Here is a 22555-nt window from a genome sequence, read left to right on the forward strand (position 1 = left end):
CTAACAAGCAGGCAAGACGTGCTATTTAAGTAATTTGATCAACGCTCGCCCTAAACGGGCGTTGAGCGCACCCGCAGCAATCGCTTCAGCTGAATTCTCCATAAACTTCGCTGACAAGCTGCCGCCAATTTGATTGGCAACTTCGTCGGTAGCTAAGTCAAACACGCCTTGCGCCGCAATGTTTTGCGCCAACACTTTTAATAACTTCCAGTTCCCTGCTGTACTTGGCCTTAGTCCATACACGCGGGCCATTCTACGAATGGTACGAAAGCTAATCCATACCACAGCAAAAGTTTGAATAAGATTATTTGGGCTTATAAATGCAAGGCTTCCGGCGGTCACCGACTCTTTATTCAGCACTTTGTGCGCCTTTTCCTGAACAGGTTTTAGTACCGTGTCTTCGTACAGACCTAATCGTTCTGGGCCTGACATATCGTCTTGAAGCTGCTGCTTATAACGGTCGAAACAATGCGCCGCGTAAGACCCTCGTGAAAAGCGTTTGCCGTGCTGACTTAGCACGCGATCTATTTTCTGTGGCGATGCTTCTGTTCCCGCTGATGGATTTTGTTTCGCTGAAGGCTCCTTTTGCGCTGAAGGCTCTCCTCCCGCTGAAGGCTTTTGTTTCGCTAAGGGCTCTACCCCATTACTAGCCAGCAAATCTCGGATAACGCTTGCATCTTCCATTGCCGTATTTACTTGCTTGTAGCCTCGCCACTCTTTAAAACTCAAAAAACTAAAGCAGCTAACAAACCCAACTAATAGCGCGCCTAGTACACCTGTACCGATGGGGTGTTCAGAAACGTTTGCCGCAAGGGTGGTATAAGCTTCAAAAACGAAAAAGCCAATTAATGAAACAACGCCAAATCCTAATGTTGCCGTACCTAACGACAGGCCACCTTTTTTAGTATCCACTTCCCATACATCCTCGGTAACTTGTTGCGGGAGTTTGGTTTCAGGCTGCGCTATGTCTAAGGTTTGTGTTTTAACTTTGGCTTTGTACTGCGGTTTTGTTACCGCATCACTTTCATTGTCATTATTAGGTTTACCATATCCAGTCACCGCATTATGCTGCTCTTCCTCACCGACATCGCCGTAAATTGCATCGCGTCTAAGCGTAGACTGGCTTATTTCTTCTGGGCTTTCGTCAAATGTATAAGGTTTATCGCTCATTCTTACTCTCCTTTGCCCAGTAAAAACTGAAGCAATCTATCTACGCCCTTACCTGCTAAAATACGCGCCTTAAAATCGCTAGGTACACTCACATCAGGTACTGGAAAGTGGCTACCCTCTTCCATCTCTTTCAGAGTGCTGGGAATAGGTTCGAACGTAGATTCTACATAGCGGCCATCAGTGTCTTTGTAACGAATAGCATCATCATTACTACCTTCATCGGTTACTTGCATGCTAGACACTAAAAAATGCTCGAATTGTATGGGTTTACCGTCAAACCGTGCTCTCGCCCCTTCGGTAATTTGGGTAAGTAAATTAAGTAAGTTAGCGCGCTGACTTACAGGCACTAAATCAGACTTAGTGGCCACAAACGCCACTCTGCCTATTTGTTCTTTTTTCAGCACATTGCGTGAAAACCACGTGCTTTGCCCGTACACAAAGGTGTCGGCCAAATGACTCAGAGTTTCTTTTAACTGATACAAATGCTGTCTGCTGTAGTTAAGCCCTTCAAACAAATCGACAAGAATTATCTGCTTGTCGGTTTCTTTGAAAATGGACTGCTTCAGCGGCGTTAACCACCCACTTTGGAATTTAGCAAAGTGTTTGTCGAATATCTTAAACCAAGGATGTGATACATCGCTGGTGATGCTAGACGGAAGCGGCGTAAAACCAAAGGCCTGCCAATCGAAGTCGCTCGATTCCAATAAAAAACTGCCCGGCTGAAGAAGAGATATGCCGTTGGCCTTCGCTTCTACCAAATAATCGCGATAGGCATTAACCAGCAACTGAATGCGCTGTTCGGTTGGCTCTTGCTCAAAATCAAACTGATTAACAAACGCTTTCCACTGGTTGGCAAAATACTGCTGCGGCCCACTGCTAAGCTGAGCCCACGCAGAGTCTGACCAATGAGCATAGGTTTTACTTAGCATGGGAATGTCGGTCACCCATTCTCCAGGGTAATCGATAAACTCAAACACCACATCGCTATGAGGCAGTACATGACGCTTCAATGACGCGGTTTCTTTTAAACGCACCACCAGCTTAAAACCGAATGCTTCTTCGGTGGCTTTAGGCCATTGGCCGTTTTCAAGATCAGCAATGTTCTGTATATGCGGGAACGGTTTGTAGCCTTCAATAGGCTCTATGCGCATATCAAGCACTTGGGATGGCGGCAAATAACGTAGCAAAGGCAAACACGCATAGCCCTCTTCACTACGGCTTTTCAGCATAGTGATAAGGCTGGTGAACAGCATAGATTTACCGCTTCGACTTAGCCCGGTAATGGTGAATCGGTGGGTTTCTTTGTTAAACACACTGCTAAGTTTGTCGCCAGTTAGCGACGCCATTGCCCGAGTCTTGTCAAAAAGCGTAGCGATATTTTTTTGCATTATTTTGTTTGTATTCTGCCTTTTGCAGTTCCTATTCCCTTAAACCTAAACCTTTAAAAATAATATCCAGAGAGTGTGGCCTATACATTATTGCCCTCTCGTTATTATAGATATGCCTATAGGATTAATGTGGTTATTAAGGGAGAAAAGCAAGGGCAGTGCCAGCTAAACACGCCGCTTCGTAAATAAGTAACGTTAGCGACAGCTAATAAACTAATGCTCGCGAGTCTTATTGAATAGCTTTTTCTTTATGCGATTTTTACTGGAATGCCAGTGATTCTTAGGTTTGCGCGGCGCGTTTTCAATAACGTGTTCAAAATCGATATCTGACTTTTTGGTGGGCGGAACGTGAGCACAAAAGAATGTATCAATATGTGACTGGGCCAGCTTCTTTAAGCTTTCGCGATATTGGTTTGGGTGACACAACGGATATGGCGGTACCAGCTCACCTTTCACCTGTACCAATACATCGGCAATGTAGGCCTGCTGCGTTGGAATGTGTTTAAGCGTTAAATCGTGGTCGGTATGGCCCGGCGTGTACATAACCTGCCAATCAGGAAAACCAGGCAGTAACTGATTGTCGGCAAGCGTCATATCTGGCGCTAGTATTGGATTGTACCAAATAGGCATTCTTGGCTTGCCAATACGATTGGCCACCCACCAGGTTAGCAACAAATCTATGCCGTGAGCAGTACGCCCAGCAAACCCAGCATACCAATTAATGGCTTTGGGATGAGATGCCACATGCGCACCAGTACGTTCACGTAGTTTAATGGCGCCTCCGGCGTGATCTGGATGCATATGTGTAACCACAATCAGCTTTAAGTCACTTAACGGACGACCTAAGGTTTGCGTAATGTATCGACACACGTTGTCTACATCGGCGCGGCTACAGCCATCAAGCAACAGCAACCCCTTGCTGTCTTCAACAAGATAAATATGCTGTATGTAGCCTGCAAGTGTGTGAATATTCATTACTGCTTCCTTTTCACCAAAACACGCGCCAACCGTGGTATCTGACATACCTCATGTACGCTAGCACTGAACCCCGCTAAGCGCTGGTAAAGTGTGAGCTGCGTGATAATGTCTATAGCGCTGAATCCTATCAGAACCTACCTGGTAAGACCAGATTCAGCGAACAAGTGTAGCATTAAATTGCGTAACCACATTAGCCCGGGCTCGCCTTCCTGCTGGCTATGCCAGTATAGGTGAGTTTCCAACGCGGGAAGCTGATACGGCAGTTTGGTGCTAATCAGGTTATCATCGCTTACCGCATCGGCCACAGAGCCTGGCAAAGTTAACAAAGCGTTAGTGCTAGCCACCACATCTGCCGCGGCGCGATAGTTTTGGCAACGCCATAATGAAGGACGGCTTATACCTAGTTGCTGCAGCGCAATTTCTTCTACCGACGCCCCTTTTGCTCGATTCGACACCGTTATATGGCGTGCCGCCACATACTTTTTCTTATCTATATTTTGTGCCAGCGGGTTTTGCTTATTCATAAGCACCTTGTAGGTGTCGCGGCGCAATAGTGAGTGAGAGATGGGCGCGGCAACAGCGCGACCAATATCAATGACAAGGTGGAGGTTTCGATTTGTTAAGTCTGCCAGCATTGTATCTCGATGTAAGCGAGTGCTTACTATTTCGACATTAGGAGCTTGTTTTTCAAGGGTTGAAAGCAGAACAGGTAAAACGCCTAATTCTAGAGACTCTTGCATGGCAATAACAAAGCGCTGATGGCTGTGTAACGGATCGAAGTCGGTAAACTCCCCTAATGCGTTTCGGATATCGCTTAGGGCTTTTAGAATAGCGGGCGCTAACCGTTCGCAGGCCGCAGTAGGCAACATGCTTTGTTTTTCTTTAACAAAAAGTGGGTCGCCCAAAATATCCCTGAACCTGCGCATGGCATGGCTAACGGCCGATGGCGTAATGTGAAGCGCTTCAGCTACGCGGGTCATATTCCTATGCTGCCAAAGCGCTTCAAAAACCTTGAGCAGGTTTAGATCCAACTTCTCGAATTGTCTGTTTTCGAACATTGCCACCACCATGAATGAAATTCACACTATTTAAGGATTATATTTCATTTCATTCACTTAACAACTTTCTTTACTATGCGTTTAACGAACCGTTATCGCACGCTTTAGAGACAGCCCCTACATTTTAACTTGCGGCGACCCAAATGCGAGATGCGAAGCAATTACTCTCTATATTTAATTAGTACAAATTCAATGAATGTTAAAAGGTGCCCTATGGATTTTTCACATAACGACAAAACCAAAGCCTTACTAGAGAAGCTCGATAATTTTATAGCCGAGCATATAGCGCCAATTGAAGATGAAGTTTACGACTTTCACCATAAAGAAAATAATCACGGCGACTGGAAAGCCTGGAAGCTGCACCCTGGTACTGAAGCGCTTAAAGCAAAAGCGCGTGAAGCAGGGTTAGCCAACCTGTTTTTGCCCGATGCCGAGCTAGGCCAGGGTCTTACCACGCTTGAATATGCACCTATGGCAGAGCGCATGGGGAAATACCTCTTTGCACCAGAGATTTTTAACTGTAATGCGCCTGATACCGGCAATATGGAAGTGCTGTATCACTTCGGCAACGACGCCCAAAAGGAGAAATGGCTTAAACCATTGCTTGCAGGTGAAATACGCTCAGTGTTTGGTATGACAGAGCCTGATGTTGCATCATCTGACGCCACCAATATGGCCGCAACCATTATTGAAGATGGCGATGACGTAGTCATTAACGGTAAAAAGTGGTGGTCGACAGGGTTAGGCCATCCTAACGCTGCTATAACTATATTCATGGGCTTATCTAACCCCGATAACGACAAGCACAGTCGCCACAGTATGGTCGTAGTGCCGCTTGATACACCGGGAATTACCATTAAGCGCATGCTGGATGCCTACGGCGATTACGATGCGCCTTACGGCCACGGAGAGATGCATTTCGATAATGTGCGCGTGAGCAAAGACAACTTAATTATGGGTTTAGGCAAAGGCTTTGCTATTGCACAAGGGCGTTTGGGCCCAGGCCGTATTCACCACTGCATGCGCGCTATCGGCATGGCAGAAAAAGCGCTAGAGCTTGCACTTAAACGCGGTCACGAACGGGTTGCGTTTGGTAAACCAATCATACGCTTAGGTGGCAACTTAGAACGCGTAGCCGATGCTCGCATGGCTATTGAGCAAGCGCGCTTGCTCACGCTCCACGCCGCTTGGAAAATTGACAACTTAGGTGTAAAGCACGCTATGACCGAAATCTCAGCCATTAAAGTGGTGGTGCCGAATATGCTACAAAGCGTGGTAGATATGGCACTACAAATTCACGGCGGTGCGGGTATGTGTAGCGACTTCCCACTAGCGCGATTTGCCGCTGGTGCAAGAGCCCTTCGCTTAGCTGATGGCCCTGACGAAGTGCATAAAGGCATGGTGTCACGACTAGAGCTTAAGAAATATCAGTAGTCATAATTGAAAAGAAAAATGCGGCCGAAGCCGCATTTTTATTATTCATGTTTTGGTTCATATTAGAACGTATATGATGCACTCAACTGAGCGTTGATTCCCGCACCGTAGTAACCAACCGTATGTAGGCTGTTAATGTACTTCTTGTCGAAGATATTGTTGATGTTCATGCGAACAGTGAAATCTTCAGTAAACGCGTGAGAAGCATAAACGTTACCTAGGAAGTATGCGCCCTGCTTAACATTGTAGTCAACGTTGCTGATTTCAGACTGCCATCTACCGCCAAAACCTACTTCAATTTCTGGCGCTTGCGGTACGGTGTAACCTAGTTGGAACGTCACTACATCACGTGGTGCCCATAGGTTAGCGTCGTTACCTTGCTCGTCTTCTACATCAATGTTGGTGTAAGACGCGTTAATGCGCAGATCATCAGTTAACTGGCCCGCTAGCTCAATTTCAAAACCGTCAGACTCTACCGATACGCCTTTGTAGTAGTACTGAAGAGTTTCAGGGTTAGTACCTGCATATGCTGCCAAGTTATCTTGTTCAGCGGTGAAGTAAGCGAAAGTTGTTAGTAGTCTGTCGTCGAACCACTGTGCCTTGAAGCCCGCTTCAAAGTTCTTACCCTTAGTTGGGTCAAGGTATTGGCCGTTTACGTCATACTGTTCTTGTGGCTGGTACACGTCAGAGTAGCTCACATAAGCATTAACATCTTCTGTTACCGCGTAAGTCGCACCAACATAAGGGCTGGCTTCGCTTTCTGAGTTATCGATAACCGCGCCCGCGTTTTGGCCAGTACGCTCGAAGTCGATCGCGTTAAAACCAGCGATGATGTGCATTGCGTCTGTTACGCTGAATCGAGCAGAGCCGAAGTAACGCGTTAGTGTTTGCTCAATATTTGAGTACTCAGACACGCCTAACCACTCAGGCTCAGCAATCGCATCCAAGCCGTACGGGAATGCTGGTGTTGGGCCGTATGCAGGAGTAGTAGCGTAGTCAAACGCATGAACAAAAGACACGTCGTCGCTAGTAGCGTGACTTACACCAAAGTTAACTTCATGGCTGCGACCAAACAGCTCGAAATCACCGAATACACGGCCTTCTAACAGGTGAGAGTCAATTTCAGAATCGTAACGACCTGGCCAGCCAACTAAACCAAGGCCAGTCTCTTTATCAATGGCACCGTAAGCATAAAACAGCTTACTTTCATCTTCGTATCCACGGAAGTTATAGCTAAGTAGCAATTGCCAATCGTTGTCGAACTCATAGTCTAGTTCAACAAAGGCGTTAGTGGTTTCAGTATCCCACTTAGTCCATTCTTGCGTAGTGGTGTCATTAATATCCCACTCAGCTTGCGTACCGTCGGTATAGTTAAATACTAGCCCGCCCCACGTGTTGCCGTCGGTATTGGCGTCTTGGTATGACAAACCGAAGGTTATCGTTGCGTTATCAGTTAGCTGTCCATCAATAACGCCGTATACAAAGCCGCGATCGTTTTCTAAACCATCTAGGTGAGACTCTTTATCTTCAAAGCTACCTACTACGCGCGCCGCCCAGCTGCCGTCTTCTGTAAGCAGCATAGAGTAATCGCCCTGAACGCGCTTGAAGTTGTAAGAGCCAATGCTTGCACCCACTTCGCCGCCTTCTTCGTTAGTAGGACGCTTGCGCACATAGTTGATGGTGCCTGACGCGTTACCTACACCAGTAAGCAGGCCGTTCGCACCACGAATAACTTCAATTTCTTCGTAGCCGTAAGCTTCAACCGAACCGGTGACAATACCCCAGTCGTTAGGCAGGCCTACACCATCAATTTGGGTGTTTTTAATTTCAAAACCACGTGCGGTGTAGTTAGTACGGTTAGTTTCCCACTCTTCTACGTTAATACCTGGTGCTAGCTTTAGTGCGTCGTTAATATTGAACGCACCGAACGACTGCATAAGGTCTTCAGAAAGAATACTGATAGACTGAGGCGTTTCACTGATTTCCATGGTTAAGCCAGTTGCACCGCGGCTAACTCGGTTTTGGCGAACACCTACAATACGAATTTTTTCTACGTCTGCTTCTTTAACTTCTACTGTATCGCTATGAGTTGTTTGCGCATTTACCGACAAAGCAAACGCGATAGGCGTTAGTGCAAATAAACTGCTTAGTTTCATGGTTTTCTCTGTTATTTGGTTATGAAGGGTTAAGAACTTTACGGCGGGGGAGTATAAGATAAATTAAAGCTAATTTAAATGATAATTATTGCTATTTAAGTTTCTAAAAAGAGATTTTACAAAATGGTAAGGTGGCTGCGTTTGTGGGAATGCGATAATCTGTACCTCAGATCAGGGAGGCATCGACATTTTGACTAGCAGTACAAAAAACACCATTAAGCATTACAGCGAAAAAGCGCAGCATTACTTCGACTTATACAATTCGGTTGATGCAGAAAGTGTGCACACTGATTGGAAAGCATCTTTACAGCAAGCTGAAGCAGGCTTTGCGTTAGACGTAGGCGCTGGCAGTGGCCGCGATGCAAATTGGTTAGCCGAAAAAGGATGGAAAGTAATAGCTGTAGAGCCTGCAAATGAGCTAAGAAAGCTAGCGCAAGCCAATTCACATAACAGTGTTACATGGTGTAGCGCCAGCTTACCTGCGCTTACCGCCCTACCCCAAGCGCCAAAAACATACGACCTAATACTGCTTTCTGCTGTTTGGATGCATTTACCAGAATCTGAAAGGCCACTCGCGTTAAACCGTTTAGCTGATTTACTTTCAGAAAATGGAATCATGTATATAAGCCTTCGTTTCGGCCCCAATGATGATGCAAGGCCCATGCACCCTGTCAGTTATGAGGAATTGGCGACTTTAGCGCAAAGCAACGGACTAACTGCACGCAATTTAAACCCTGTTCCAAGCCAAGATGGCTTGCAGCGTGATGATGTAAAGTGGGTTACGGTTGAAGTGGTGAGGGGATAATGACTGCCTCAAATTATCTGGTTACCGGTAGAAACAAGCAGTACCTTCTACATGAAATTCGCGACGCCCTAAAAAATGCGACAAGTATAGAAATCGCAGTTTCGTTTATTCGTATGTCGGGCCTAAGCCTTATCATTCAAGACATTGAAGATGCGATGAATTCGGAAGAGCGCAATGTAAAGTTGTCATTGCTGACTTCAGACTATATGAACATAACTGAACCACAAGCCTTGAAGCGTTTAATGTTGCTTAAGGAACGAGGTGCTGAAATTCAAATCTTTGAAAGTAAGCAAGCCACCAGCTTTCATTTAAAGTCATATATTTTTGTCAAAAATAGTGGCAAAACGTTAACCTCAGCCAGAGCGTTTGTTGGCTCTAGCAACATCAGTAAAACTGCACTTACCGACGGTATTGAGTGGAACTACCGAATTGACTATCCAAACGACAACGATAGAGAAGCGATAGCTAGAATTGAGGAAATTCGAGAGCAGTATCGCTACCTCTTCACTTTGCCTCAAGTTAAGCCATTAACTTATGACCTAATAGCTGATTACGAAATTAGGTACAACACTGCAAGAGTTGTTACACCAACTCACTCTGCTGCATCTTTACCAGATGAAAAAGAGCATGAAATTCCGGAGCCAAGAGTGCACCAAGTAACAGCACTAGCAGCACTAGAGCAGGCTCGAGAAGGAGGGATTCAGAAAGGTCTAGTGGTACTAGCAACAGGTATGGGTAAAACATACTTAGCGGCTTTTGATGTTGCGCAGATAAATGCAAAAAAAGTACTTTTTGTAGCACATCGAGAAGAGATATTACTTCAAGCAGAGGCTAGCTTTCTTAAGATACACCCAAACAAAAAGGTAGGTCGATACAGTGGAGGGCAAAAGGATGAAGAATATGACTTTCTATTTGCCTCTATCCAAACAATTGGACAGTCGTCTCATCTAGCTAAGTTTCCAGCTGTTGCTTTTGATTATATCGTTGTGGATGAGTTTCATCATGCCGCTGCGGGTGGTTATCAACGATTATTAGAGCATTTCACGCCGTCATTTTTGTTAGGTTTAACCGCAACACCGAATAGGACTGACGGTAGCGATATCCTCGAACTATGTGACAACAATCTTATTTACCAGCAAGACCTGTTCGATGGCGTAAAAGCAGATGTGCTATGCCCTTTTTCTTATTTCGGTATTTTCGACAAAGAAGTAGATTACGAGCACCTGCCCTGGCGCAATGGTAAATTCGACCCCGAAAAGCTATCTAATAAATTAGCGACCAAAGGCCGCGCAAAACATGTTTTCACTGAGTGGAAGTCAAAGTCTCAAGATGTATCACTGGCTTTTTGCGTATCGCGCAAACACGCCGATTACATGGCAGATTACTTTAATCAACAAGGTGTAGCAGCAGCGAGTGTTCACTCGGACTCTTCACTTACGCGCAGCGAAGCCTTAGAGAAACTTAACAACGGTAAAATTAAAATATTATTTTCGGTAGACCTATTCAATGAAGGCGTCGATTTACCGAAGATAGATACCGTATTAATGCTCAGGCCTACTGAATCGAAGATACTTTTTCTACAGCAAATGGGGCGCGGCCTTCGTAAAAGCGAAGGAAAGGATAGGCTTATTATTTTAGACTTTGTGGGTAATCACCATAGCTTTTTAAACCGCCCAGAAATGTTATTAGCTAGCATTATAGATGGCTCGCAAGGCCGTAAAAAAATGGTCGACCTTGCAAAAAATGCCAATAAACTACTTCCAGCCGGTTGTTACGTAAACTTTGACTTAGAATTTATCGATTTCCTAACAAGCCTATCTGAAGACGAGCTTGATATCCAATACGATAAGTTAAAAGAAACCTTAGGTAGAAGGCCTACTTATACAGAGCTCTATCAGTCAGGCGCGAGCTTAGAAAAGCTTAGACGAAATAGGGGATCATGGTGGGAGTTTGTTGATAGCAAGGGCGACCTCAAAGCTGACGAACTGGAAGTGCTTGAAGAGCACCTACAGTGGTTTAAAGATCTAGCTGTTACTCGTACTTCGAAGTGCTACAAGTTAGTATTAATCGCCACGTTAATTGAGCATAAAGCTTTTCAATCTCAGGTAAGTGTTGATGATTTAGCAGAGTGGGCACGACAGTGGTTTTTAGATAACCCAGAATGGATTTTAGATTTACCGGGAAGCAAACAACAATTGGCGTCGTTAAATAAATCAGAATGGCGAGCCCATTGGCGCAGTAATCCGATTAAGTTTTGGTGTACTGAAGAGCCTGAATCGAAGGTTTCATGGTTTAACATTAGCAATCAGCAATTTCATTTCAAACAAAGTATCACAGCAATTCAACATGATTTGTTTTTAGCAATGACCGTTGAGATTAATAACCAACGTCTTGCCAAATACAGACATAAGAAGTTAGCTATAACGGCCCCTTCTTCCAATAATATCGTTCAGTTTCACGAGAAAGTGCAGCTTCCCTTTTTCCCTGACATCAAAATAGCTTGCGGGCATTTCAAAACGGGCAACGCGGAGGCGTCCGAACTTGTAAATGCACCATATGGCTATGGAAATATAGACAACTCTCGACATTTCATCGCTCGTGCATCTGGTAATTCCATGAACGGCGGTAAGAACCCTATTTATGATGGTGACTACCTGCTTTTAGAGCAAATTACACCAAATAATGCTGGTAGTATTAGCAATACAATAGTCGCCATCGAAAGGCAGGATGAAACTGGCGACAATCAGTACTTGCTGAGAAAAGTACTCAAAAATCCAGATGGCTCTTATATATTGAGAGCAGCTAATCCAGATTATGATGATCTCATGGCAAGTGAAGAAATGGTGACTTTCGCGCGTCTAAAAGGAAAAGTCGACCCGCTTGAGCTTTTTGTAGGTCAAGAACTAATGCGTGAAGAGATCCCACCACTGTTTAATGAAGATTTTAACCCTGGAAATTGGCAATCGGGTCATGTCGTACTCAAAGAAAAGAGTGTTCAAATTTTGTTGGTTACCCTAAACAAACAAGGGAAAGGCAGCGAACATCAATACCATGATTACTTTATTGACGATAAACATTTTCATTGGCAGTCGCAAAACAGCACTTCACCAAGTAATAAGCGTGGCAGAGAAATAATTCAACATCAGAAATTGGGTAGCCGCGTTTATCTTTTCGTTCGAGAGAGTAAATTGAGAGGGAGAACAGCCTCACCTTTTATGTTCTATGGCGAGGTGAAATATATAAGTCATGAGAGTGAAAAACCGATGAATGTGACTTGGGAGTTATTGAGTTGAATTGTGAATAATCTAGGTAAATGCAAAGGTTCGCGGACTCATCATTTCAACTTAAAATTTTAAAGTACTTTGAAACAAGGACTGTACATGGAAATATTTTTCGTAATGACGATATCTCTTTTCCCCTTCGCGTTAGTGATACTTTTCGCCGCTTGCTACAACAAGATTACAGATAAAAAATCACGTATACCTTTTGACTATGCACGTACGGCACGAATCCCTGCCTTTACATTGTTGCAGCAGCATAGAGACTCTTCGCTAGACATGTTGGTATATGCACTACTCTCAACCTTATATTTCCAACTGCCTTTTTCATTACCAACAATTGCTGAGCTGCTAGGTTTCGTGGACGTATCAAAGAACTGGTTGATATACGGCATTATCTTTTTTGCAGCCGCTATTTATTCGCTGTCCAAAGCATTAAGAGCCTTCAGTAAAATTAGAATCGCCAGATTAGGAATAGAAGCCGAGTGGGCAGTTTCATTCGCTTTGTCGAAAATATCAGACAATAGAGTACGAGTTTTTCACGACGTACAGGCACCTAATTTCAATATTGACCATGTACTAACGTTCCCTGGAGGTGTGTTAGCTATCGAAACTAAAGGAAGGCGGAAACCAAACGTAAAAAACTCTAAGAGTTCTCACAAACTAACCGTAGAGGGCGAAAAAATTCAGTTCCCACATTACACAGATACGTCGACGGTTGAGCAAGCAAAGCGACAAGCAGATTGGCTAAGTAAGCAGTTAACTCAAAGCACCGGTATGAGTGTGGTAGCTAGTCCCGTAGTAGTTATTCCTGGCTGGTTCATAGAATATAAACAAAAGCCTGTTATTCCAATTATGAATCATAACTCATTAACCAAACACTATGCTTTGTCTAAAAAAACCGTATTAGACAATTCATCTCTAGATCGTATTAACCATCAACTTGAAGCTTTAACAATGCGAGGGTCGGATCTATTTTGATACGTAACTGGTCATTTTACCTCTAGAGATACTTGCTACAAACTTGAGCCTATGACCTTTGCCTCCGGAGAGCATTAACGCCAAACGGCATAGTTCGGGGATAACCGGCGAAAACAGACTTCACACAATTAATCAATAACTTAACCCCCATTAAGCCTGAGTTCAATTTACAACAATTAACCCCGGTGGTCACGGTCAAGTCACAACAAGTCGTCCAAAATATATGTTCAAATTGAACATATATCGACCACCCGAACCGTTCGCGGGATGTTTCCGAACAACTTATTTAGAGTAGTTTTCATGCTTGTTAAGTTTTATTTTTGGCTCAGAAAGCTTCATCCTTCGATCTGCTTTTTTAGTCTGTACTCAAAGTCTACGCCGGCAACAGTTTGCTTGATTAACTTTTCAAACTAACGGTGAGCTTGGCTTTAGTCCCGTCGTCTGAAGGACTCATATAAATTAAATTTTTATCCGTGCAGTAGTATGTGAAAGATGTATTTTTCCGAAGTGACAAAATGTTTGTGTACAATTTTCTATTAGGGTGCAATTATCAAATGAAAGATTCAGTAAGAGTTGTTAAGAACTACAAAAGATGGGGCATTCTTTGCCAGATAACTCCTTCTTCAAGACCCGCTATTTGAGAAATACTGAAGGAAGAAAGAGAAGAAAAAATATTGATGGGGCTTGGCAAGGTTTAATGGTCTCAATTTTATCGACTCGGCAAAGGTCAACTGGCGGTAATAATAGAACTAAAATTGCTTTAGGCTCACCATACCTTAAGTGGAGCGAGGTTTGTTCAAACGAAACTAATATTGCGAAGTACGTTCAGGGCTTCACTGATAATCGCAAAAAAGTACAATTTTTACTCGAAGCTTTTGAATGGCTTTCTGACGAGACAAACTGGCATAGGATTAAGTTGTACCAACGTAAAATTTTATCTGTAGACGTTGATCAGAGAGAGGAGCGATTGAAAATCGAACGTTCTGCAGCAAAATTATTAACTGATATACGAGGGATTGGCCCGAAGCAAAGTAGAAATTTTTGGCAATATCGAGGTTACTCAGTTTGGACCATACCTCTTGATTCTCGTGTACAAAAAATTATCACGCAAGCTCCATTTGGCATTAATCTTGATTTTAAGAGAGACTACGAGACAATAGAAGAACAGTTAGCTTTGTTATGCTCAAAAGCTAAAACATATCCATGTATGCCTGATGCATCGCTCTTCGACCTGGAAGCTATGGTTCGTGCAAAAGTTGGTCTACCGCCTTGAATTGAACAGCCCGTTAAATTCTAACAAAGCGCCTCCATCCACCTTTACTCAAGGGACAAATTTGCATAAACATTTAACGCACTGCGAAGGGCACTATTATCTTCAGACGAAAAAATGACACATTATTTTTCATCACATTCAAGGCGACGAAGCGAGAAGGCAAAAGTCATATACCTTCTAAGACCAAGACGTTTTCAAAACTTTTTTACCCAAATTAAGATAAAAAACCCCTTAAAAATACCTAGTTTCTTCTGAGCAAAAAAGAAAGTGAAGTTATGCTTCTCTTCAGTCCGGCTTTCTTGAGTTAAAACTCCTTACAATAGTGTTTATTACGCTGTTGGAGAGTCACTTATGAATGGAATTGTCGGGGCTGTAAAGCGTGTCAGTGTCAGCAAGCTTCAGATACACGATCTTGCTTTGGGTGCGTATGATTGTTTAGCCATTTGTCGCTATATCGGTTCGCGAAAATTCTATTCCAGAATGACGACCGCTTTCCAAGAACTACCTTATGCAACCAAGTTACCACAAGGCCGTTTTGCACTGTTCTCAGGCTGGTCATATATAGAAACTTGCCCTCGCGATGCGAAAATCCATTTACTCTCCGTTGACGATGTAGCTGACAGTCTTATTACAGAATTATCTTGGGAATACATCTTATTCAAGTTGCTGACTAGCACTGAATATTCATCGGTTTTGAGTGCGGCTTATGCTTTTGCTCTTAACTGCCCACCTCACTTACAAGATGGTTTATTAGAACTGCCCACTATCACCTCCCCGACAGCCAAAGTTACAAAGTTACTTGGCGCGGATAGAAATACCATCCGGAGACACCTGAAGAAGCGCAACGGCTCGTTATATACCAGCTTATCGGATTCTCAAGGCACATGAATATGACTAAGAAGCGTTACGGTGTAGAACACGCCAGACGGAATATAAAAAAACTGACTTCCCAGCCGACCAGGATTGATGAAGATAGTATTAGATCTGTTGCCCGGTACTTTGTAGCCAATGCCCACAATAGTCTTGCATGTATGGGGATGTGCATTCTGCTGAGCGGACGAAGCCTTCAACTTTTATTGAGTGATACAGTGCATCTCAGATTGGATCCGACGGGAAATGGACTCTTGGGTTCGACATGGTTATTTCAGTCAACCGTAGTTCCGTTGGGTTGGCGCGATTCGTTTCATCACAGTTCTAAAAATGCATTTATTATTATCCCAGCTCCCTTTGCAAGGCAGCTTGAAGAAATCAGGGATTCCAGACCAGCTTTTGCTGAAATTGAGAAGGGCTTGAAGCAATTACTTTCTGAGCTATCCCCTCCTCATGAAAAGATTACGTTGCGGCGTTTGGAAAACGTAATTCGATTTGAAGGTAAGCGTTTCGACCTTAATTCATTTGAAATGGACTTTATCCAGTCCACTGATAAAGACGTTCACATGCAACATTATTATGTGAATTTTCAAACGAAATCAATCAGAGAAAAGCACGCTAAATACGTTGCTTGGATTTGCCAGACTCCTGAAAAAGTCGGCTTACTCGAGGTTTCAGGTAGGTTCGGCTCAAAATGGGCTTTGAATGCAAAAGGTGTAAAAAAAGCTTTCTCATTCATTACAGAGCAGCTGGAAGATAGTATTGAGTTCAATCGTCCGCAAGCACTCTTTACTTGGTATTCAGCTTACATCTTGCAACTCCTCCAATTGCTAACGCTTCATCGACCGTGCGAGTCACCATTTAAAAAGCTCGATCGCTTTACAGATGATTATGAGTACCTTCAGATTACTGATAAGGGGCCAAGCTCAACCCGAATAATACCACTCGGAAAACTGGGAAAAACTGTTGTTTCTGAGTATGTTCAGTTTCTTACTCTACTCGCTTCTAAGATTGCACTACGCTCTCCTGAAATAGCAGAGGGCATACAGGCGATTTTACGCAGCAAAAAGCCACTTTTTCACAGTTGGCGTGGTAAAGATTTTTCACCTGTAACAGAGTCATACCTAAAGAATTTGTTCAGAGACGATCTTCCTCTACCTTTGAACTGGCACCGCCATACTTTAGCAACCGAGTTGGTAAATAGAGGAGTTTGCCGCCACAAAATTGCTGCTTACATGGGGCATCACCGTCCGCTTGAACACTCATTTTCGCGTTTTTCTTGCGCTTCATTTGAATGGCTCTATGAGGTCCGAGATGAAATAGAGATGGTTGTACATGAATTCTCAGTTCCGTTAATACGTGTTAACCAGGTGTTTCAATGATTACACAATATTCCGCTATCGAAGAATACAAGCTGACGACTGGAACGCCAATTAAAAGACAGGCTGAGTATTGTGCCGATCAATTGATAGCGGATTTGACCAAGCGAGACTATTGGAAAGATGCTACACATGAGAATAAAACTGAGGAGTTGAGAAAGCTATTCGATGAAATTGATTGCAGAATGGGCAAATCAAAAAGGACTACAATCCTTAAGTCGGTTCTCCATGAGAGACTGATTGGTCGACCATTTAGAACTAAACCTCAAAGGCAAACTACATTTGACAGCAGTGCGGAGGCATGTTTCAAGCTTCTGATAAAAGCTTACCACTTAGTTCTGCATGAAATTGAAACTACCTATGTTCCAGCTTCAGAGCTCAGATTACAGTGGTTGTTTTTTTTGTCCACAGTTCATGGCGGACTCTGCAATCATGAGATGTTAGATGCCCTTGCCGCAAAATTGGAAGATAAGAACAAATTTATAACCTATCACCATGGTTATCTGTCTGTTCATCTTATCTTTAATTCTGAAGCGCATCCAACGAATTACGTAATTGACGAAAATAGATTTACAAGTCGAAGTTGGTATCCAGACCCAATTTCTTTTGCAGCACTTGTTGGCGTTTTAAAGTGCGGCAAAAGCATATTGCCATTGCAGAAAAACGCATTCTGTTATATCGAAGACCTTTTAAATCGAACGCTACCTGATGCATCGGTTAACGTTTTCAAAAGCGATTCGTGGCTTCACGGCCTTTCTCTTGTGTTTGAACGGCTTCATACACACAGCTGCCCTGCTTTTCTGGGCGCAACCATACGAGGTAAAATAACGAGCTGCTCCGATCATTCTGCTATGTCTTAAATTATTGCGTCCCGCCCAATGTTCATAGAAATGTCCGAAAGTAGTGGCGTATTAACTTCTTCACGTGAAAAGCAGTCCACAGAGCATAACTCTTATTATGAAAAAATTTTTTTGGCAGAACTGCGTCAATCAACTCGAAAAACAGATGAATATGGAAGAAAGCGAAATGCGGTAGACGTAAAAAAGTCGCTAAAACAATTGATAATCAAACTGGATAGTGACATTTCTCCTGAAGTAATTCTGGCTGATTTCATACTCAGTGAATTTAACCAAGGGAGCTGGAAAGCACCATCTACAGCTCTACGATTTATATCAAACATCGGTCGAGCATGGCTTCAAGTTACAAGACAATGCGATTTAATTTCTCACGATGAAGGGGCAATGTCAGAGGTCTATTCCGAACTCGTTAACTTACGAGAGAAAAGAGATCAGCGCGCCATAGATGACCTCAACAAATTTTTCATTTTTATCAATTCTTCCTATTCCTTACCGCTTCCCGAAAATATGGAAACATCTGGTCGGCAGCAAGCGCATGTTCGAAGTACTACTGTTAACGAAACCGCTTTCCTGCAACTCATTGAAGACCTACCTAAGCTGTTTCCAAATGAATCGCCGCACACAATAAAGCAGCTTCATCTTATGCTCATTCTTATGAGACGAGTAGGACTTAGACCGTTTGAAGTGGTTAAGCTAAAGCAATCAGACTTGAACACGGTAAACCTTCTTACCATAACCGTCAGAGCAAACGAATATTACTCGGTGAAAAGCTATTCAGGTTATCGAAAAATCCCTCTTTCGGCCTTGCTTAAGGAGAACGAACGAAACTTGTTGCTCGCGTATTGTAGCAACAGAAAGCAAGAAACACAGAATTCGCTCAACCGATTGCTGTTTTCATCTGATCACCGCTTTGACCGTCTCTTCAATATTAATGCCATTTTTAAGGTAGTGAGCTCAGCACTTTCAGCCTACATGGCGTGCAGCTGCCCCATGTACCAATTAAGGCATTCGCTTATTTCATATCTCACAATTGTCCTGTTTGGCTCAGATAAATCATTAACGAGGCTCACGCCTTACTCTCATGAGCATGCGAGCAGAATCAAAGACGTGCTACTCAACGGTAACACTCAAGACGACTTTTACCAATTAAGCGCATTGGCAGGTCATTTATCTCCGAACACAACTTTATCAACGTATTGCCATTTTACTGACTTACTTATCCACGAAGCAGGTTATGTTGAGGTTTCAAAATACGACATTAATTTTTGGGCGAATTTGACAAATGTACGCCCATCAACAGCGGACCGATGGAAGAAAATGGTAACTAACGACCAAAGCGATAAAACGGAAATCTCCGATTGTTTCATGAAAGGTATGCTTGACCATCACTTAAAGTACATACAAAAGGTTGGCTCACGCGAAAAGGAGGTAACATCTGTGAACAAGTTATTTGAAATTAACAATCAAAATCACTTACTTTCTGAATGTGACCAAATTCTGCGGAAATTTGATAGAGGAGTGGAAATAAGTGTTATTGCGACATCACTTGCTCAAAACTTCTCATGGGCTGAGTCGGTCGTCTTAGCTGCGAAAAAAATTAAAGAGCACAACAAATATTGGACTAAACGAGGACAAAGCAGGCTCTATCCAACAGGCTCAAAAAAGCTAACCCCTCCGATGGTAAATAGCGCAATAGAAATGACCGATTGCTTTACGATAAGCAAAAGGCTTTCGACCTTGCCTGAAGACAAGGCTGCGGAGATCCGCTGGGCGGCAAACTATTTGTTCGAAAACAAACAACATGGGCACAATTACGTCAATTTTCGAAGTACTGATGAACTTGAACGCTATTTAATAGCACTATCTCCAATTGTTGGTATGGCTCGATGGCTAATTGAGCTTGTTCCACTTGAAGGTATGCTCCCAGTTTTAAGCAGATGGATAGAGTCAGAAGGAGTTAACGGGTTCATCTCAGCCAAAACTGTCAGAGACAGGTTCAAATTTCCAGACGGTCAAGTCAAGCTTTACTTCTTGAAGTTAGATGCTGTAAAGATAACCAAAGGAGGCATACCTCCAGACTCTTCGCAATCTTCAAATGCTCTTCAGTATGTGCTCCATCTTTATGCTATTAACAAAAAGGCCAAGATCATTGAAGAGCGCTGTAACTCGGCAAGTCAGGCTTTTTGAAATTTTTGTTCATTCGTCTTGGCGATTTGAGTTTCGTAAATTGGTAAGTGATAAGAGGTAATGATGTGATTACCAAGGGATACTGCCGGTATATTTCCAAGCGATTTTGACGTAAACAGACTTATTCATTTACATGCCTCTAGCGCGACCTGTGGGAGCAGCTTATTATCCATGCTTTTTGCCGACAAGAGGGATAACCTGATTGAAGAAGCCCTCTTATTTTCCTAAACAATGAATTTATCCCATTTCCCGTAGCTTGCTCTAATATGACCTTTTCGTAAACTCAACCCAATTAGCAATGCGCCACATAGCAAGCTTGAAACAACTGAAACCAGAGGGGCACCGAGCAGAAATGGCGTGGTAAATAATGCCAGGCCTAGAGGAACAAGCGCATAACGTGCCATGCGCCCAGACTCGGCAGTAGCAGTAACAACGACTGTCAGGACCAGAGCTCCCACCACATGATCAGCATTAGCCGTGCTGCCCTCGGTCCCCAGCGTCAAACGAGTGGACATAAGCCAAACTCCGACAGGAATGCAGAGCGCAAGATTCCAGGGCAAAGTAACTCCTCCTGCAATCATGTCTTTAAATACTGTTATGGGGCCCCGTTCAAACTCTCTTTCATCACCCTCCCAGGCTCCTGTATCAGTATCGCCGGTAAAGAAAATACGTAGCAATGGGCGACCTTGCTTTTTACGACGCCATAAGAATTCAGTAGTTGCCACCAGCTCATCCAGCGAATAAGGAATTTGAATCAGCATGGCTGCTGCACCAACCAGGCAAAGTGTACACCAGGTTCCAATAACGATGGGCTGAATAATAATGAAGAAAATCGACACCACGCCTAATGGCACAATCATAATGCCGAACAGCATTACCAACCAGGGCATGGTGCGCCAGCGGCGGGTTGACCCCATCAGGCCGGTAAGAATTTCCAGCGCATAAGTCATAGCACCTAACCCGGCGTCGGGAACCGGCCACGCCTCAGATACCTCAGATGTGATAATTTCTTCGGTGCCATTTTTCGGGTCACCGCCCCCGCCTGCAAAAAACGGTTCCCATACCGCGTCTATATGTCCTAACTGGAAGGCACACAAATAGCGTGAAATAAAAAAACCTACAAATGCGAGCAAAATAATAGGCATCCGTTGCACCCAGCTTGACGGATTAAACTCCCAACCGGGCGGAATATTGGGGCCGGTCTCCGCCGCTATTAGTGATACACCGGGCGTTGGCCGCGAGCACACGGCAAAAGCAATAATCAGCATGCCCACTAACGTGCCGTTCAGATAGGCCCCCGCCGTAGGAGCCCAGAACACCAACGGTGCCGAGAGCACCCAAAATCCGACAATTCCCGCGGCCCAGCGAGCCTGGCTCATTCGCCATGACAGACTTAAACCGGCAAACACCAGCAGTGCCAGTCCCGACCCCATGTCACTAATCGTCATTGCGCGGCTTTCATACCCCAACAAAAATGGCGCGGTTAACAACCAGAACGCCAACCCGATATTCATAAAGTGGGCCCAAATAAAGTTGCTATGGGCGTCACGATAATGATCTTCGTGCTTTTCACGAATTGCGTTGGCGTTAACTTCTTTTTCCTTCGCCGTTTGCATCCAGTCTGGCAAAGTGATGCCATTGGCTTTATACCAACCTGGCGGATCTTTTTTCAGATTGTCAATTAACCGTTCCAGTGCATCATAAATGTGGTGCTGTGGTCGCCAATTTAACTGTTCCTTCACCCGGCTGAGATTAAGGTCATAATGATCACTTGATAAATCAATCATGAAGGGTTTGATGAACGGCTTTTCTCCATGATCAAAGGCGTCAGGCACCACTGGCTCGGTTTTTTCTTCCAACCAAGCCCCATATTTAGCAACATACTCTGGTATTTCGATGGTGTTCCACTCTCGTTCACCATAAATCAAATGACCAATTCGATTTTGCAGCGCCTGATAACCCATTACGCTGTCTTCGCCGGCCAATAGTACATTTTTTTTGGGCACTTCATGGCGCTTTTTAACCAGCTCGGTAAACAATGACACCATATCGTCTTTATGCAAAAAAGCTTGTCCGGCCATTCTATCGCCCGAGTACACCCAACTCTTAAATTGCCGCTCGTAAATGCGGGCGATCTGATAGCTTAAAGTGGGAACAGCGGTGTGGTCATCGTACAAGCCTGCCATTCGTAACAGGGTATAGGGAATTTTGCCATGATGGCTGCGAATGGCTTCTTCGGCATCGGCTTTAGACTGCGGATAGGCCCAGCCTGGCTCGATGGGCGTATCCTCGGTAATTTTTTCTCCAGGGACGCCTGCCCGATGAATAAGCATGGTGGAGGAATAGATGAAATGATCCACATCAAAGCGCTGCAGTTCGGTTAGAAAATCCGCCGTTCCCTTTACATTGAGAGCCTCATACAAGGGGTTGTCTTCGCCCGAGAAATCATAATAGGCGGCAAGGTGAATCACGCAGGCAATATGACCGCCATGTTTTTCATGAATTTTATACAGCGCAAGGGAAATGGAGTCTTTGGAGGTAAAATCGCACTCGTAACTTTCATGGGCACTTTCGCAAGGTGTCAAATCCAACCCAATAAGGTGATAATCTTTTTTCAGCACCTCACAAAGTGCACTGCCTACGCCGCCAGATGCACCAGTTATCAGAACAATCCGCTTTTCTGCTGCTTGTTGTGCCATCAATAAGTCCTTGCCAGAAACCTAAAATTAAGAGGGTTACTA

Annotated in this window: 15 protein-coding genes; 9 read left to right on the forward strand and 6 right to left on the reverse strand. The window is 43.9% G+C overall.

Annotated elements, in window-relative coordinates; genetic code table 11:
- Nucleotides 1-21 precede the first annotated feature (21 nt).
- From MHN09_RS04950 to MHN09_RS04965, 4 genes are all read right to left on the reverse strand, one after another.
- Entirely contained in the window at nt 22-1170 is a 1149-nt protein-coding gene (locus MHN09_RS04950) for a DUF697 domain-containing protein (RefSeq protein ID WP_239239413.1), read from the reverse strand.
- A 2-nt stretch (nt 1171-1172) separates the two neighbouring features.
- Nucleotides 1173-2516, reverse strand: a complete 1344-nt coding sequence (locus MHN09_RS04955) for a YcjX family protein (RefSeq protein ID WP_239239415.1) — start codon at nt 2514-2516, stop codon at nt 1173-1175.
- 255 nt (nt 2517-2771) lie between these two features.
- Complete coding sequence (locus MHN09_RS04960) at nt 2772-3533, reverse strand: MBL fold metallo-hydrolase (RefSeq protein ID WP_239239417.1); 762 nt, start codon at nt 3531-3533, stop codon at nt 2772-2774.
- Between the two features lie 137 nt (nt 3534-3670).
- Nucleotides 3671-4594 carry a LysR family transcriptional regulator gene (locus MHN09_RS04965; RefSeq protein WP_239239419.1) on the reverse strand — a complete coding sequence of 308 codons (924 nt, stop codon included), beginning with the start codon at nt 4592-4594 and terminating at the stop codon, nt 3671-3673.
- A gap of 213 nt (nt 4595-4807) precedes the next feature.
- Between MHN09_RS04965 and MHN09_RS04970 the strand changes: the two genes are divergently transcribed.
- A complete protein-coding gene (locus MHN09_RS04970; protein ID WP_239239421.1) occupies nt 4808-6028 on the forward strand; it encodes an acyl-CoA dehydrogenase family protein in 1221 nt (406 codons plus the stop codon).
- 62 nt (nt 6029-6090) lie between these two features.
- Here the strand turns inward: MHN09_RS04970 and MHN09_RS04975 are convergent, their stop codons facing one another.
- Nucleotides 6091-8184, reverse strand: coding sequence for a TonB-dependent siderophore receptor (locus MHN09_RS04975; RefSeq protein WP_239239423.1), 2094 nt, complete (start codon nt 8182-8184; stop codon nt 6091-6093).
- A gap of 190 nt (nt 8185-8374) precedes the next feature.
- Here MHN09_RS04975 and MHN09_RS04980 point away from each other — a divergent pair, with 190 nt between their 5' ends.
- The 8 genes from MHN09_RS04980 to MHN09_RS05015 all read left to right on the forward strand — a co-directional run bounded on the left by MHN09_RS04980 (nt 8375) and on the right by MHN09_RS05015 (nt 19814).
- A complete protein-coding gene (locus MHN09_RS04980) occupies nt 8375-8989 on the forward strand; it encodes a class I SAM-dependent methyltransferase (RefSeq protein WP_239239425.1) in 615 nt (204 codons plus the stop codon).
- A complete protein-coding gene (locus MHN09_RS04985) occupies nt 8989-12282 on the forward strand; it encodes a DUF3427 domain-containing protein (protein ID WP_239218784.1) in 3294 nt (1097 codons plus the stop codon). Before MHN09_RS04980 ends, MHN09_RS04985 begins: the two co-directional genes overlap by 1 nt.
- 87 nt (nt 12283-12369) lie before the next feature.
- On the forward strand, nt 12370-13248 hold the full coding sequence (locus MHN09_RS04990) for a nuclease-related domain-containing protein (RefSeq protein ID WP_239218782.1): 879 nt from the start codon (nt 12370-12372) through the stop codon (nt 13246-13248).
- 604 nt (nt 13249-13852) lie between these two features.
- Nucleotides 13853-14521, forward strand: a complete 669-nt coding sequence (locus MHN09_RS04995; RefSeq protein ID WP_239218780.1) for a hypothetical protein — start codon at nt 13853-13855, stop codon at nt 14519-14521.
- 351 nt (nt 14522-14872) lie between these two features.
- Complete coding sequence (locus MHN09_RS05000; RefSeq protein ID WP_239239427.1) at nt 14873-15409, forward strand: hypothetical protein; 537 nt, start codon at nt 14873-14875, stop codon at nt 15407-15409.
- 2 nt (nt 15410-15411) lie between these two features.
- Nucleotides 15412-16773: a hypothetical protein gene (locus MHN09_RS05005; protein WP_239219662.1), complete on the forward strand. Its 1362-nt coding sequence runs from the start codon at nt 15412-15414 to the stop codon at nt 16771-16773.
- On the forward strand, nt 16770-17630 hold the full coding sequence (locus tag MHN09_RS05010) for a hypothetical protein (RefSeq protein WP_239219660.1): 861 nt from the start codon (nt 16770-16772) through the stop codon (nt 17628-17630). Before MHN09_RS05005 ends, MHN09_RS05010 begins: the two co-directional genes overlap by 4 nt.
- A 30-nt stretch (nt 17631-17660) precedes the next feature.
- Entirely contained in the window at nt 17661-19814 is a 2154-nt protein-coding gene (locus tag MHN09_RS05015; RefSeq protein ID WP_239239429.1) for a hypothetical protein, read from the forward strand.
- A gap of 224 nt (nt 19815-20038) precedes the next feature.
- On the opposite strand, the gene MHN09_RS05020 is transcribed toward MHN09_RS05015, so the two are convergent.
- A complete protein-coding gene (locus MHN09_RS05020; protein ID WP_239239432.1) occupies nt 20039-22513 on the reverse strand; it encodes a vitamin K epoxide reductase family protein in 2475 nt (824 codons plus the stop codon).
- Nucleotides 22514-22555 lie beyond the last annotated feature (42 nt).

The organism is Alteromonas sp. MmMcT2-5 (assembly GCF_022348315.1).
Taxonomy (GTDB): domain Bacteria; phylum Pseudomonadota; class Gammaproteobacteria; order Enterobacterales; family Alteromonadaceae; genus Alteromonas; species Alteromonas macleodii.